Here is a 15,542-nt window from a genome sequence, read left to right on the forward strand (position 1 = left end):
TTAATTAATTTTTTATTGATTATTTTCCTTGATCGGCAGCACACCGCACTGCCGAAATAATGCGCGTATTTTATCAGCTTCAAAAAAATGCTGAATAGCGTACAAATTTTAAATTGTGCAAATTCGGTCAATACCTTGCTGTAATGACATAGCAAAAAGCCTGCTTTCAACTCAATATTCTAAAGAATATAAAAAATGCAGGCCCTAGATGCAGCGATATTTCAATTAATCGGCGCGCTGTTCCAAATATGCTTTTAAGCACGGTGAGAAGATCAGCTGCCCTTGATAAAAGCCTTTTAAGGTTTTGCTGAGCACTATGCCCCATAGCAGGGCCAGTACTGCTGCCAAAGTATAGGCACAGCCATAGACCGCAGGTAATTGCGTTTGCGCCGCCAAATTCAGCACGGCAAGCGTAAATACCCCCAAGGGAAAGGTTAAGCCCCACCATCCTAAGTTAAAGGGCAAATCTGCAGCTGCATGTTTTAAAGAAGTCAGTACAGCAATACCCAGCCACCAAAGCCCAAAACCAATCAGCATGAGTGCCGCTAGAAAACCAGCCTGCTGCAGAAATATACCCGTAGCGCCCCACGCGCTGTGCGCCAAAATCCGCGGCGCTTCCGCCCCTAAAAGCAGCAAGGCCAATGCCCCTGTACCAATAGGCCCTAGCGCCAGCCAGCTGCTGATGGCCATATCCTTAGACGGCAGCTGATGCAGCGCCAAACGCAGCATGAGAATGGTGAGTACAGCAAAAGCAGGTAACACAGAAATACCCCAAAGCACATAACAGCTCAGCAGAATATATACGCTCTGCATACCTGCGGTCAGGTGCTGCAGCAGTAAAGCCCCTGATGCTGCAGCCACTTCACACGCCACAATAGGCAGCAGCCACACCGCTGTCATGCTGTGCAGTACATGCTGCTGGCGGCTATACATCAAAAATGGCACCGCCCATGCAATCACCAGCGCCATCAGCGCATCTGCATACCATAAATACTGCGCCAGCTTGAGCACAACCTCACCATACAGCGGCAAGCCGAATTTCAATAGGCCGTTAATGACTGCCGCCAGCGCCATAGGAATTGCACCTAAAAACATGCACATGACGGGATGATTAAAAATCTGTTTTGCTTCCTGCGGGTACAGCAGCCAACGCGCCGCATACAATGCAGAAAACACCAAGAAGAGCAGAGTATTGAGATGCCAGAGCGATGCGCCCAGCTGCCACAGCAAATGTTTGGCAAATGGAAATTCAGGCAAAATCACCGCCAAAATGCCCGTGCCCATCACCACAGTGAACCAGTTTGGGGTAAAATGACGAATCAGATCCTGCTTTTGCGCCAGCTGATAAAATGGCTTTTTCATCATATTCTGCTCTTCAAAAGTAATTCAGCTTATTTTAAAGCAGCATATTAATAAGTAAAACTGATTTATATTTGTTAAATATATCAATATTAATTATTTAAAAATAAAAATATTGAGTAAAAACACAACAGCAAGACGAAACTGTGAGATTATGGCAATATATAGCCCTTACAAATTTTCAACGTATTAATTCGCCCATGAAGCTGCTCCGCCTGAATGCTTTAGCGCCTGATTTTCAATTACCCAAAACTGCTGTGACCATTGGCAATTTTGATGGGGTGCATTTGGGTCATCAAGCCATGATCAGCCAGCTTCAGGCCCTTGCGCAGCAGCAGAATTTAAAAACGGCGGTAATGATTTTTGAACCGCAGCCGCTGGAATATTTCAAAGGCTACGAAGCGCCGCCGCGCATCAGCTCATTGCGTGAAAAAGTCGAATACCTCAGTGAACTGGGTGTGGACTACATTGTCGTCGCCAAATTTGATAATGCTTTTCGCAGCCTCAGTGCCGAAGAATTTGCTGAAATTTTAAAAACAAAACTCAATACGCAAAGCCTCGTACTCGGCGAAGATCATCATTTTGGCAAAAACCGCCAAGGCAACAGCGCGTTTTTACGCAGCTACGGTTTTCATGTTGAAGATCTGCAAAACATTGAAGTCAATGGCGAACGCGTCAGTTCAACCCTCCTCCGTAAAACCTTACAGGAAGGTGATTTGGCGCATGCCGCTAAACTCTTAGGCCGTCCTTACAGCATTACTGGCCGCGTGCAATACGGCGACCAGATTGGCCGCACCATTAATTTCCCAACCATCAATGTGCGCCTGAACCGCCACAAGCCTTGCCTGCACGGCATTTACGGCGTTGAAGTCATCTGCGAAACCCTGTCTTTAAAAGACAAAGTGCAAAACGAATGTTCAGATAAAAACGGCATTGCCGGCTATGCGCCAAGCGCGCTTTTTGGCGCAGGCCATGTCGGTACCCGCCCTGCCATTGCGCAGGAACATCCCGAATGGCGATTAGAAGTACATTTTCCTGATGTTTCTGCTAATCTGTATGGCCTGTTAATGCGGGTCACGTTCTTAAACTATTTACACGGCGAAAAGAACTACCCTTCGCTTGAAGCCTTAAAAGCTGGAATTGATGATGATGTGGAGAAACTGCTTGAGTTTCGTCAGAATCATCCCCAATTTCCCTTTTAATATCCCAAATTTTTTATGTAAAACGCGTCAGTCAAACAGCTGATTAAATTGGAAGACAACTTGCATGAGCGATAAGCAAACTCCTGAAAATGCAGTGGATTATAAAGCCACGCTAAACCTCCCAGGTACTGAATTTGCAATGAAAGCAAATCTCGCAGTACGTGAAGCGAAATGGTTGGAAGAGTGGTATGCCGACAACATTTATCAGCAGATTCGTGCGTCGCGTATTGGCAAGAAAAAATATGTGCTTCATGACGGCCCTCCATACGCAAATGGTCAAATTCACTTGGGCCATGCCGTTAACAAAGTTCTCAAAGACATCATCATTAAAAGCCGTGTGATGGATGGTTTTGATGCCCCGTATGTACCGGGCTGGGACTGTCACGGCTTACCGATTGAACTGAAAGTCGAAGAAAAAGTCGGTAAAGTGGGCGTGAAAGTGGATGCTTCTACTTTCCGTAAAGCATGCCGTGAATATGCCTACACTCAAGTTGAACTGCAAAAGAAAGACTTCGTGCGTATGGGCGTGTTTGGTGATTGGGACAACCCATACCTGACCATGAACTTCAAGCAGGAAGCGGACATTGTGCGCTCACTAGGCGCGATTGCTAAAGCGGGCCATATTGAGCCGGGCTTAAAACCTGTGAACTGGTGTCTGGACTGCGGTTCAGCATTGGCTGAAGCGGAAGTTGAATACGAAGATAAAAAATCTGACGCGATTGATGTTGGCTTTACCGTTGTAGATCTTGCCGATTTATCTGCACGTTTAGGTGTAGAGGTTAAAAACTCAACTGACATCGTGATCTGGACAACCACGCCGTGGACATTGCCTGCCAACCAAGCGGTTGCCCTGCATGCAGACATTGAATACCAATTGGTTCAAGCAACTGGTGAAAATAAAGCTGCGCAAAATCTGATTTTAGCCAAAGATCTGGTTCAGTCTGCAACTGAACGCTACGGCTTTGCAGCGTTTACCGTTCTGGCTGATTTTGCTGGCGCAAAACTTGAAAACTTAGTGCTGCAGCATCCGCTGATTACTGATCGCCAAGTGCCAGTAATTTTGGGTGAGCACGTGATTGCTACCAGCGGTACTGGTGCGGTACATACTGCGCCCGGCCATGGTGTGGACGACTATAAAGTTGGCCTGCAGTACAACCTGAAAGTGGATAATCCAGTGGGCGGCAACGGCGTATATTTGCCAACTGCGCCAATCTTTGCCGGCGAACACATTTACAAAGCCAATCCTCAAATTATTGCTGCCTTGTCTGAAAGCAATAAGCTTTGGGCGCATGTGCCAATCAAGCATAGCTACCCGCATTGCTGGCGCCATAAAACGCCAATTATCTTCCGTGCGACGCCGCAATGGTTCATCAGCATGGATGCGCAAGGCTTGCGTAATCAAGCGCTGAATGCGATTGAAAATGACATCAGCTTTGTGCCGGATTGGGGTAAAAACCGTATTCAATCAATGATTGAAGGCCGTCCAGACTGGTGTATCTCACGCCAGCGTACTTGGGGCGTGCCAATTCCATTCTTCGTGCATAAAGACACGAACGAACTGCACCCGCGCACACCTGAACTCATCGAAGAAGTTGCAAAACTGATCGAACAGGAAGGTATTGATGGCTGGTATAACCGCGATGCAGCAGCGTTTATTGGCGATGATGCAGAGTGCTATAACGCAGTGCGTGACACCCTAGATGTATGGTTTGACTCAGGTACAACACACTTTGCAGTGCTTCGCGAACGCGAAGAATTGACTGATCCAGCCGATTTGTACCTTGAAGGTTCAGATCAGCACCGCGGCTGGTTCCAGTCTTCATTGCTGACGTCTATTGCCATCAATGAACGCGCGCCATACAAAGGCTTATTGACTCACGGTTTTGTGGTGGATGAAAAAGGCCGTAAAATGTCGAAATCCATCGGCAACGTGATCACTCCGCAAGACATCATTAAAGATATGGGTGCAGACGGCTTACGTTTCTGGATCGCATCTGCGGATTACCGCTATGAAATGACCGCAGGTAAAGAAATCTTTAGCCGTGCATCTGACGGTTACCGCCGTATCCGTAACACGCTGCGTTTCTTGCTGGCAAACTTGAATGGTTTCAAACCTTCGACTGATGCGCTTCCTGTGGATCAATTGATTGCGCTTGATCAATACATCTTGCAGCGTGCTGCAGACGTGCAAAAAACTATTCAGCAAGCTTATGAAGATATGAACTTCCATATCGTGACCAATGCTTTGACCAACTTCTGTATTAACGACTTGGGCGGTTTCTACTTAGACATCATCAAAGACCGTCAATACACCACCAAAGCGGACTCTGCAGCGCGCCATTCTGCGCAGACTGCACTGTATCACTTGGTACAAGCATTCGTGCGCTGGATGTCGCCAATCTTAAGCTTCACGGCTCAAGAAGCGTGGCCGCTGATTCCTGAACAATCAGAGAAATACGTATTTACAGCAGAATGGTATGACATTCCTGTGGCTTCAACTGCCAATGCAGTGTCTGAAGCAGAATGGCAAACCCTGATTTCTGTAAAATCTGCAGTGAACAAATTCATTGAAGCTGCGCGTACAGCGAAAACTGTAGGTTCAAACCTGTCTGCAAAAGTTGAGCTTTGGGCATCAAGCGAGCTGAAAACAGTTCTAGATAAATTGGGCGATGAACTTCGTTTTGTCCTGATTACATCTCAAGTGATTGTGAATGACTTTGATGCAGCGCAAGGTGAAGCGTCTGATCTGGAAGGCTTGAACGTTAAAGTTTCTGCTGCAGACGGCGAAAAATGCGCGCGCTGCTGGCATGTGCTTCCTGATGTGAATACACATCACGAACATCCAGGTCTTTGTTCTCGTTGTATTATTAACCTTCCTACAGGTCAAGGCGAAGAGAGAAAATATGCCTAATCCGCAAGAAAAAAAGGGCTTATTCCAATTTTACCCGCACAATTTAGTGTGGGTCGGTTTATCCATTGTGGCCATCATCTTAGATCAATGGACCAAATGGATTGCGAGCACGCATCTGAATTATGCAGATCCTGTGCCTGTAATGCCTTTTTTAAATTGGACACTGCTGCATAACTATGGCGCAGCGTTCAGTTTCTTGTCCGACGCCGGCGGATGGCAGCGTTATTTCTTTACCTCACTGGCAGGTTTAGTGTCTGTAATTTTTGTATTTTGGCTGATGCGCATGCCAAAAACCGTGAAAGTGCTGCCGATCGCGATTGCCTTAATTTTAGGCGGCGCAATTGGCAACTTAATTGACCGCGTCGCTTTAGGCTATGTGGTCGATTTTATTCATGTGTACTACAACAACAGCCACTTCCCTGCTTTTAATATTGCAGACAGCGCCATTACTCTTGGCACTATTTTATTGTTGATCGATACCTTCTTCTTAGAGAAGCAGCGTATTCAGCGTGCGGAAGCGCAAAAATGACTGAAATAATTAATCCCAGCGAAGAAACCCGCATCGAAGGCGGTTCTAAAGTGGATCTACACTTTTCTGTGGCCATTGAAAATGGCGTAGAAATTGACAATACCCGCAGCCGTGCTGAACCTGTCAGCTTGGTGATGGGCGATGGCAGCTTATTGCCAGGCTTTGAAAAGGCGCTATTTGGCTTGCGCGCTGGCGACCGCCGCACAGTCAGCCTACCGCCTGAAGATGCTTTTGGTCCTTGGAATCCAGAAAACGTACAGAAGTTTGATACCGTTAAATTTGATCCTGCACCGGTGGTCGGCCACATGATCGAATTTGAAGACAAAGCCAAACAAAGCTTGTTTGGTGTGATTCAAACTGTCGGTGAAGACATTACTGAAGTGGATTTCAACCATCCGCTTGCCGGCAAAAACATTACTTTTGAAGTCGAAATCTTCAAAGTGACGCCTGCTGGCCAGCAAGGCGTGAAAATCATGTAATTCCTGCTTCACACTAAAAAGCCCTTAAAGGGCTTTTTTTATGCCTAAATGCCAGCCGCATGCCTCGGATACAATTTGCTTATAGGCACAGCAGCATAAACATCTTAATTTAAACACAGCAGCGTAAAGAACAACTTATATAACCAATAAACACGGAATCATTATGAAAATATATATTATTGTCGGCAGTGTGCGTGAAGGCCGCACAGCGATTAAAGTCGCCAATTGGGTGCAGCAATCCATTGAAAGTTATGGCTTCAATACAGTTCAAAGTGAAATTGTCGATCTAAAAGCATGGAATTTGCCATTTTTTTCAGGTGCGCATCCCCCGCTGACTGGCATTTATGATCAGCCAAAACAGCAGGAATGGGCAGATAAAATCTCCCATGCCGATGCTATTATTTTTATCAGCCCCGAATATAACCACGGCTACAGCCCTGCACTGAAAAATGCATTGGACTATATTGGCAAAGAATGGTCAGGAAAACCGGCAGCCTATATCAGTTATGGTGGCACCAATGGTTCACGCTCTATAGACCAGATCCGCCAAGTTGCAACTCAGCTGGGCCTAATTGACAGCAATGCTGTGATTGAAATCCGTGATATTTTTGCCCGAAATTCTGCGGAACAGTTCGAGGCCAACAGCTTTGATGAGCAAGCTTTGAAAGCAGCCGTCGATAAGCTGATCCAATATGTGCAATAGGCTGTAATCCTAAGCTTACAATGAATGGGGAAAATCGCCACTTTTCACTTATTCATAGTTTACTTATTATGAGAATCATCAGGAGACAGGAAGTCTCTGAAGCTTAAAACAACAATAATAAGCAATCAAACGCAGGAAGCGTACGGTACGACAGGAGTTATACCGCGGAACTGAATTTAAAGAAGCCCCGACAGGATGTCGGGGCTTTTTTAATGATGCTTACATAATCCACGAAAAACTTTTGAGTTATCCATATATGTAAACGGCTTATTATTACCTTCTTCAAATTCTGCAATGTTAAGTGCATAAAGATTACTGCCAACACCAGCACCTTCATGAATTTTCAGATAGCCAACTGCCTTAAAACTATTATTTAACGAACCTAAGTCGATCACAATCGGAGCATTAACATAGTCATTTTGGAGTATTCCACTCACCCTACCACTTATTCGATCTACATAAAATCTTTCATTGATATAGTGTTTTTTTATGGAATCATGAATACTAGAATCATCCGACATTTCATGAATAATGCATTCATAATTAGATAAAGTATAAGCACTACTCTGAACAGAACAAATTGTCATAAATATAGCTATTAAAAAACTTTTAAATTTCATTCTTATTTATGCACTTACCTTATGTCATTACTTCAACTATATCAGCATTCTTCTCGTAATTAATTAAAGGTACATTTCAGATAATTTGAGCCCTTAACGCAAAACGTTAAAGGCTCAATGTTTCACAGCAGGTGTTCTACTGTCCTACGGTTTAGAACTTTCGACAATTAAACGGGTCACCAAATATAATCGCGGCACAATAGAATCCGTCAAAATATATTCTGCTTTATCCGAATGCAGGCCATCTCCAGACATGCCCATACCTTCAATAATGGCCGCTTTAGAGGTCACACCTGCAAATGCCGCATCTGTACCGCCGCCCCAAGCTGTGGTTTCAACTTTCATTGGCAAGTTCAGCTCGTTTTTATAAATTTGCTGCGCCTGAGCTGCTAATTTCTTTGCCTGTGCACTGGCTTCCAGCGGTGGACGGCGTACTTCAAATTTCACATCAACCTGACTTTCTGCCAGCTTTTTGGTTTGGACTTTTTGCTGTAAGGTCTTTTCCAAAGTTGCAAAGTCCTGCGGTTTTAAAGAACGTGCATCTGCCTGAGCACTGGCCTGATCTGGAATAACATTGCGGGTTTTTCCTGCCGTCGCCACCGTCCAATTTAGTTTTAGACCTGTTTTAGGATTAGATAAATTTTCTAATTGTTGAATTTGAAAAGCCAATTCAGTCAGCGCATTCACCCCTGCTTCAGGTTTCACACCCGCATGTGCGCCGCGGCCTTTAATATCTAAATAAGCCGCGCCTATACCGCTGGTGGCCAGCATCAAACTTCCATCTAAGCCGCCCGTTTCAAAAGACAGCACTACATCCTGATTTTTTGCAGTATCCATAATCAACTGACGCGAACCTGGCGAACTGATTTCTTCATCTGAGTTAATCAGCACGGTTATGGTTCCATAATCCTGATATTTCAGCTGTTTCAGCATGTCGAGCACATGTATCACTCCAGCCACACCCTGCTTATCATCCAAAATACCCAAACCATAAGCTTTGTTTCCCTCTATGCGGAATGGCTGCCCCTGCAGCTGGCCTTTTTGATATACCGTATCATTGTGTGCCAGCAGCATAATATTGCTTTTGCCTTTACCGTTTAAAACAGCTTTCACAATCGGTCCTGTCTGGTCTGGCGCACCATCCAGCTTCATGATTTCTTTGGGCTGAATCACACTGACTTCAGCACCTGCCGCTTCCAGCTGCGCTGCCACCACCTTAGAAATCTGATTTAATCCCTCAATATCCTTACTGCCAGATTCAATATTCACCAGTGTTTTGAGGGTTTCTAAATAACTCTGCTTCTGACTTTCGGCAATTTTTTTGATCTCTTGCGGTGATGCTGCCCAGCTTGCAGATGCTGCCAATGTCAACGCACAGCCGAGCGCCCAAGGCAGTACTGATGTATTCCGATTACTTTTTAAGGTGCTTAACATGAACGCCATTCCCTGTATATTTTTCATTATGATTTTTTAATGTCTGATAAATTAGTACACTATTCAATCAATTAATCGAAAAATATGTAACACATACAGTTCTTTGAGGCTCAGTCAGCTTGGAGGCTTTTGACACGATGCATCAGTGCAGTATATCTGCTTAGTCCAATTTGATTTCAGATTTAAAGCACATCTAAAATCTAATTAGACCGTTAAAGATGAATTCTGAGTTTTTGTACGCTTTGGCTTACATCACAAGCAGAAAATAGACACTATTCACTTTATCTCTTTACTTTTATAGTAATGACATACAAGACAGGATGTCTTAAATAACAATAAATAACGCAGCAGGACGCTGACAGGTACGACAGGAGTTATACCTAGAATGAATACGGAAAAGCCTCAACAGGATGTTGGGGCTTTTCTTTTTTCCCCGCCTAAAAACGCTATATTATTGTCAGCCCTGCAGTTTGGCGCCTGTCAGTATTTGCTTACAGTGTATGATGCAAATATGACTATTTTTTATATATAAAAATTTCTATTGTTAAAGCATAAGACACGATGTCTTTCAATAAAAAGAAAAAATGCGAACAGCAGGATGCTGCAGGTATTGAAAAATGCCTTCTGAAGGAATTCGAAAAAGCCTTGGCTGTATGCCAAGGCTTTTTTCTACGTGACGTTTGGACGTCTAAGCTGCTGTTTATCGTAAAGGCGCGGTCCTGTTATGAAAATTTACACTGCACCCGCCAAACTCTCCTTATAATCTTTAAGGCTTAAACTAAAATAAACGCTTGGCTCAGGCATACCGCTATTGGGCCAGCAAGTGCCAAGGAATTTGACGCACACAATAAAAACAATGAGAGTAGAACTATGCAATTGCACCAGCAATTTCTAACTGAATACGCCAAAATTTTTCAGGCGCATGACAGCAGCGCGTCCAGCACGGCTTTAGCGCAATATATAGGCTCACATCGTGAAGAGCTGATGCAGCAGCTGCATCAATATGGCATTTTAATTTTCCGCGGCTTTGAAGTAGATGAATCTGAGCAATTTCACCAATTGATCGAACAGTATTTTCAGCTGCAGCCTTGGAATTCTTTCAACCCTAATATGCCGGGCTGGGCAGCCTCATGGATGCGTAAATACAGTGAAGGCATTTTAGGCGCAGGCGATTACCGCCGCTATATTGACCGCAATACCGTGCAGCTGGGACCTGTCGAGAACTCTGTGCAAGGCCCGCATGTAGAAGGCGGTGTACGTTCTGAGCGCTCACGCTATATTGCCCTTTTTTGCCAAGAACCTTCGACCTATCTGGCGGAAACTGGCTTTAATAACTTAGAGCAGATTTGGGAGCATTTGCCCAAATCATTGCAAGAAAAATATTTGGGCGCATGGAATCATTTTTCCTATGTGTCTGCGCGAAAAATTAATGCGGTTGATCGTCTGCTTTTAAAAAATAGCCCTTTCAGCATTGAGATGCGTAAAGACCGCAAAGCCAAATTAACCCTTAAGCGCTCACCGCTGGTCATCCATCATCCTGAAACGAAAAAGCTGGTGCTGCAGCCTTGGGCCTTTGCCAACAATACCAATCCATTTGCCCATCAAGCTGCGCAAAATTGTTTTGAAAACCGTGGCCAAATTGAAATTGACTCTACCGCTGACGGCATGCAGCTGACATGGGAAATTTATGATCAGCAAGGTAAAGCCATTGAATGGACAGACCTAGAAAAACAGCAGTTCTTTCATGCGCTCTATCAGGATGCCCTGCTGCTGCAGTGGCAAAAGGGCGATGTCGCTTTGGTGGATAATGTAAAAATAGCCCATTGGCGCATGAATGGTGAGCAAGGCAACCGCAAGCTGATTCAAATCCAAGCCAATGTCTTTAATGCAGATGATCACTATGCCGCATAGCTGGTTTATTAAAATTGCAGTACATTTCCTCTAATGTACGCTTTGGCTTACAGCAGATGCGGAAATCTGCATCTAGGCAGCGAAATGGATTGCGCTTAATCTACAGTTATCAGGGAACAGGAAGTTTCCAGAACATGAAAACAACAATAATAAGTTTAAGCACCAGGACGTGAGGTACGACAGGAGTTATACCTAATACACGAAATACGAAGAAAACCCCAACAGGATGTTGGGGTTTTCTTTTTTTATCGACTTTTATTTTTAACTATAAAAAACATCCACCATATTTTGATGGAGGATGTTTTAAACCGTAATTTTTGGTTGGAAGACTTAGAGACTTTTGAGATACGCCACGACTTCATCATTGCCTGCCATTTCTGCAAGCTCTAGTGCCGTGTATTGCGTTTTGTGCTGTACATCTGCACCTTTCTCTACCAGCAGCTTCACTACGTCTAAATAGCCGTTTTCTGCTGCTGCATGCAGCGCGCTGTAGCCTTCGTCATCGGCAGAGTTTACGTCAGTGCCATTAACCAAAGATTTTTCGACTTCAGCCAGTTCACCTAAAGATGCCCAATAGACCAGTTCAGGCAGATGCAGTTCTTCATCATCTTCAGGGATTGGGGAGATAGAATTAAATTGCATGTGATTGGCTTCCAAAATTTTCTAAAGTATTAAAGCTTTCATAATTAGAGTCAACATCGTTTATGAAACACTAAAATGGGTTTCTACATCTCTAATAAATCTTTCTCTTTTTCTTTCCCATGTTGAAAAACTCAATTTATTTTTAAAATTAAATAATTCTTCTATTCTTTCTTTAAAACTATTTAATTTAGTAATATCATTAATTATTAATCCTTGAGTCAAAGGAATAACACCTTGAATATCGCTATAACTTAATGGTGGAACTACTATAGGTATATGTTGCTTGGACAACGCCCAAGCAGCACCCATTTCACATAAGCAGACCTTACTTTCATAAAAATTTTCTGTAAGCACAAAAAGAACTAGCACGTCAGATGATAGCTCCTTTCTAATTTCTTCTAAAAAGTTTTCGCCCAATGGAATGCCATATCCTTCAAATGAAGAACAGAAGATTTGTTCCGATTCAACACCTATAGATTCTAAAAGTTCAATAATCTCTTCAATAATTACCTTATCTTTTGTTGCATGACTTATGAATATCTTTTTTAGCTCTTTAATGTTTGAATTAGCACTTTGATTGGACTCTGAATAATCTAAGGTTTCATTATTTTCATCAAAGTCTTCTAGAACAGCTTTTAATATACCTAATCCAATATTAATCTGACTCATATGAGGCGTTGATACTTTTGAAAAAAATTCAGTGTAATAAGGACTAGATAAACCACAATTATTTTTCAAAAAAGAAAGTGCTTGAATTTTCCAAGTTGTGAATAACTCTAAATTACAAGTAGCAAAACCTATTACATTAGGTGCATTAGGTTTATGTGTTTTTAGAACACTATTACCGTTATCAATTAATTTTTGAATTTTATCTAATTGTGTATTCATTTATATCTCTATTTAAAATAATCAATACTTTATTTTTTAATATATTACATAAAAAAGCCCCCCTTACGGAGGCTTTTCTGTTTAAAGAATCATAGCTTATGCTTTCGCAATAGACGCTTCTTTAACATCAATCTTATCACTGTCATTGTCATGCATAATCAACGCAACCGCGATTGCAGTAATCAGTACAGGTAAACCCACCGCCATAAAGTTGAAATGCGCAGGTAAGTTCATACCTAACAAACCGCCAATCAGGATCGGCCCTACAATCGCGCCCATACGGCCAATTGCAGATGACCAGCCAATCCCTGTTGATCGTACAGCCAGCGGGTAAAACTGCGCTACATAGCTGTACAGCAGCATTTGCGAACCAATAGACGCGGCGCCTGCCAAGAACACCAAGATGTAAAGCAAGAACTGATTCGATTGAAAGCCCATTAAGCTCATGACAATCGCGCCCATCATGCCCAAAACCATCAACACAGGTTTTAAATGAAAACGGTCAGCCAAAATACCGCCGCCCACAATACCCACAACAGCGCCAACGTTCATCACCATCATGAACATCAAGCTATTGTCCATAGAGTAGCCTGCGGCCATCATCAGTTTAGGCAGCCAGCTGCTTAGCGCATACATGGTCAATAAACAAGTAAAGAACGCCAGCCAAAACAGCAAAGTATTCACTGCGCGGCCGCGGCGGAAAAGACTGACCACGTTAGCAGCTTCAGGTACGCTTTCTTGCGGTAAAGTGAATACAGTATTTTCGGTCACTTTCACTTCAGGCGCTAAGCGCTTCACAATACTGCGGGCTTTTTCCTGTTTGTTTTCTTTTACAATAAATGCCAAAGATTCAGGTAAAAATTTCCAAATTACAGGCAATAAAAACAATGGAATTCCCGCAATAAAGAACATGATTTGCCAGCCAAAATCAGGCGTAAACCATGAACCCAATAATGCAGCCATCACACCGCCTACCGCATAACCGCTGAACATGGTCGTAACCAGTGTACTGCGCATCTTCTGCGGCGCGTATTCAGACGTTAATGCCACAAGGTTTGGCATTACACCGCCAATGCCTAAACCAGCCAAAAATCGCAAAATAGCGAATTCTGTCGGATTCGATGCGAAGCCGCCAGCAAATGTTAATCCGCTGAATAATACAATACAGATCATAATGACTTTTTTACGGCCAATCTTATCTGCTAAAGAACCAAAGAACATCGCGCCAAACATCATACCTGCCAGCGCTGTACTCGCAAGCATTCCCGCCTGCATCGCACTTAAGCCCCACTCTTGCATCAATAACGGCAATACCACGCCATTAATTGCTAAATCGTAGCCATCAAATAAGATAATCAATAAACACCAAGCCACTACATTGAAGTGGAACGGTGTAAATTTCGCTTTATCAACTACAGAATTTATATCTAAGTTATCCGTCGTCATCGTTCTCATCTCCCATGAGTACTTGTCCAAATTTTCACATGAATTCTTAAGAAAAATTCAAGGTTGCAAAATATAATCAGATCAAGTTTTATGAACAATTAGACAAAGGAATAATAAAAAATAATAGTGATATAAATTAGATAAATATTTAATTTTTAATCACTTATTTTTATGATAATTTTCTCAAATTATGATTTTAAATACTTTTTTTACTATTAAAAGTTTTGATCCAGCTCTTTAAATATCTTTAATTTATGTAAATAAATTTAACGAAGTTTTTAACCAAATACGATTTAAAATAATGATAGATGCTTTAGTGCTCAGCTTTGGAGTAAATTAAAAAACTTCATATATTTAACACTTTAAAAAAATAGAATTTTATTTGATGGCTTTTATGTTTTTTTCATATTGTGAAAGAATAGATCTTGCAACTTTTTGCCCTGCTTCTTTCTGAGATTTATTTAAAATTTGATCAAAATTCTTCAAGTTTAACTTAGCCTGTCTATCTCCTTTTTCCGCAGCTAAAAATATCCATGCATATCCAATAATATAATCCATTTCTACCCCTTGCCCCTGAGCATATAAAAGACCAATTTCATTATATGCAGGAACATAAAATTGCTCTGCAGATTTTAAATACCATAAAAGCGCCTTTTCATAATGCTGTTGAACATATTCTCCTTGTCTATACATTTGGCCCAAGATAAATTGCGATTGCGCATCGCCTGCGTCAGCTGCTCTCGTTTGATATTCCAAAGCGCGAACAATATTTTGATTCACTCCATCTCCTTTAGCATACATAACTGCAAGATTTGCTAAAGATGGTGCATATCCTTGATTTGCTGACTTTTCAAATAAAATGGCAGCTTTATTTAAGTCTTTTAATGTTCCAAGTCCTTGATAATACATACTTGCTAGATAATGGGTCGCCAAAATATCCCCTTGGCTTGATGACTCCTCAAATGCATTAAAAGCTTCTGTGTAGTCTTTTTTAGAATAAGCCTTTAAAGCATGATCCACATCAGCGAATACATATGGAATTCCCCAAAATAAATTTAATATAAATACAATATAAAGATTTTTTCTCATTATTTTTTTATCACTTAAGTATGATAAATAAGCATAAAAGATTAATACTCGCCTATCTTAAAAATTTTCCACCCGCGCATAAAAAAACACCCCCTGAGTAGTCAGGGGGTGTTTAGAATAATGAGCTGGCGATGACTTACTCTCACATGGGTAACCCCACACTACCATCAGCGCTAAGAGGTTTCACTTCTGAGTTCGGGAAGGGATCAGGTGGTTCACTCTTGCTATTGTCGCCAGCACAACTGTTATGGACTTGTTCGGGTCTTATTTACATCATTTGATGTATGCCTTACTTCGTACCAAATAGAATACATTAACAGGTATATTTG

General features: G+C 42.3%; 13 protein-coding genes and 1 rRNA gene. 6 read left to right on the top strand and 8 right to left on the bottom strand.

The genetic code is table 11. The features are described from left to right. Positions 1-225: 225 nt before the first annotated feature. Positions 226-1,362, bottom strand: a complete 1,137-nt coding sequence (locus B9T34_RS18540; RefSeq protein ID WP_086214605.1) for a TDT family transporter — start codon at positions 1,360-1,362, stop codon at positions 226-228. 197 nt (positions 1,363-1,559) lie between these two features. Here B9T34_RS18540 and ribF point away from each other — a divergent pair, with 197 nt between their 5' ends. The 5 genes from ribF (at position 1,560) to B9T34_RS18565 (ending at position 7,183) form a co-directional block, all read left to right on the top strand. Next, entirely contained in the window at positions 1,560-2,561 is a 1,002-nt protein-coding gene (gene ribF, locus B9T34_RS18545) for a riboflavin biosynthesis protein RibF (RefSeq protein WP_086214606.1), read from the top strand. A gap of 64 nt (positions 2,562-2,625) precedes the next feature. Then, positions 2,626-5,472: an isoleucine--tRNA ligase gene (ileS, locus tag B9T34_RS18550; protein WP_086214607.1), complete on the top strand. Its 2,847-nt coding sequence runs from the start codon at positions 2,626-2,628 to the stop codon at positions 5,470-5,472. Next, positions 5,465-6,001: a signal peptidase II gene (gene lspA / locus B9T34_RS18555; RefSeq protein ID WP_086214608.1), complete on the top strand. Its 537-nt coding sequence runs from the start codon at positions 5,465-5,467 to the stop codon at positions 5,999-6,001. Before ileS ends, lspA begins: the two co-directional genes overlap by 8 nt. Beyond that, entirely contained in the window at positions 5,998-6,480 is a 483-nt protein-coding gene (locus B9T34_RS18560; RefSeq protein ID WP_086214609.1) for an FKBP-type peptidyl-prolyl cis-trans isomerase, read from the top strand. The genes lspA and B9T34_RS18560 overlap by 4 nt, the downstream gene beginning before the upstream one ends. A 163-nt stretch (positions 6,481-6,643) precedes the next feature. Continuing rightward, positions 6,644-7,183 (top strand): NADPH-dependent FMN reductase, encoded by a 540-nt coding sequence (locus tag B9T34_RS18565; protein WP_086214610.1) that lies wholly within the window; start codon positions 6,644-6,646, stop codon positions 7,181-7,183. 209 nt (positions 7,184-7,392) lie between these two features. On the opposite strand, the gene B9T34_RS18570 is transcribed toward B9T34_RS18565, so the two are convergent. After that, entirely contained in the window at positions 7,393-7,803 is a 411-nt protein-coding gene (locus B9T34_RS18570) for a hypothetical protein (RefSeq protein WP_228147484.1), read from the bottom strand. A gap of 144 nt (positions 7,804-7,947) precedes the next feature. Further along, the gene (locus B9T34_RS18575) at positions 7,948-9,237 is read right to left on the bottom strand and encodes a glutamate carboxypeptidase (RefSeq protein WP_086214611.1); all 1,290 of its coding nucleotides are present in this window, start codon (positions 9,235-9,237) and stop codon (positions 7,948-7,950) included. An 870-nt stretch (positions 9,238-10,107) separates the two neighbouring features. Here B9T34_RS18575 and B9T34_RS18585 point away from each other — a divergent pair. Then, positions 10,108-11,148: a TauD/TfdA family dioxygenase gene (locus B9T34_RS18585; protein ID WP_086214613.1), complete on the top strand. Its 1,041-nt coding sequence runs from the start codon at positions 10,108-10,110 to the stop codon at positions 11,146-11,148. Positions 11,149-11,478: 330 nt separating this feature from the next. Here B9T34_RS18585 and B9T34_RS18590 read toward each other — a convergent pair whose 3' ends face one another. From B9T34_RS18590 to rrf, 5 genes are all read right to left on the bottom strand, one after another. Continuing rightward, positions 11,479-11,790 (bottom strand): ankyrin repeat domain-containing protein, encoded by a 312-nt coding sequence (locus B9T34_RS18590; RefSeq protein WP_086214614.1) that lies wholly within the window; start codon positions 11,788-11,790, stop codon positions 11,479-11,481. Positions 11,791-11,850: 60 nt separating this feature from the next. After that, positions 11,851-12,678 carry a toll/interleukin-1 receptor domain-containing protein gene (locus B9T34_RS18595; protein WP_086214615.1) on the bottom strand — a complete coding sequence of 276 codons (828 nt, stop codon included), beginning with the start codon at positions 12,676-12,678 and terminating at the stop codon, positions 11,851-11,853. Between the two features lie 96 nt (positions 12,679-12,774). Then, complete coding sequence (locus B9T34_RS18600; protein ID WP_086214616.1) at positions 12,775-14,124, bottom strand: aromatic acid/H+ symport family MFS transporter; 1,350 nt, start codon at positions 14,122-14,124, stop codon at positions 12,775-12,777. 378 nt (positions 14,125-14,502) lie between these two features. After that, entirely contained in the window at positions 14,503-15,213 is a 711-nt protein-coding gene (locus B9T34_RS18605; RefSeq protein ID WP_086214617.1) for a tetratricopeptide repeat protein, read from the bottom strand. Positions 15,214-15,336: 123 nt separating this feature from the next. Next, positions 15,337-15,451 (bottom strand): 5S ribosomal RNA (rrf, locus tag B9T34_RS18610). Positions 15,452-15,542: the final 91 nt, after the last annotated feature.

This window comes from Acinetobacter sp. ANC 3813 (genome assembly GCF_002135435.1).
Taxonomy (GTDB): domain Bacteria; phylum Pseudomonadota; class Gammaproteobacteria; order Pseudomonadales; family Moraxellaceae; genus Acinetobacter.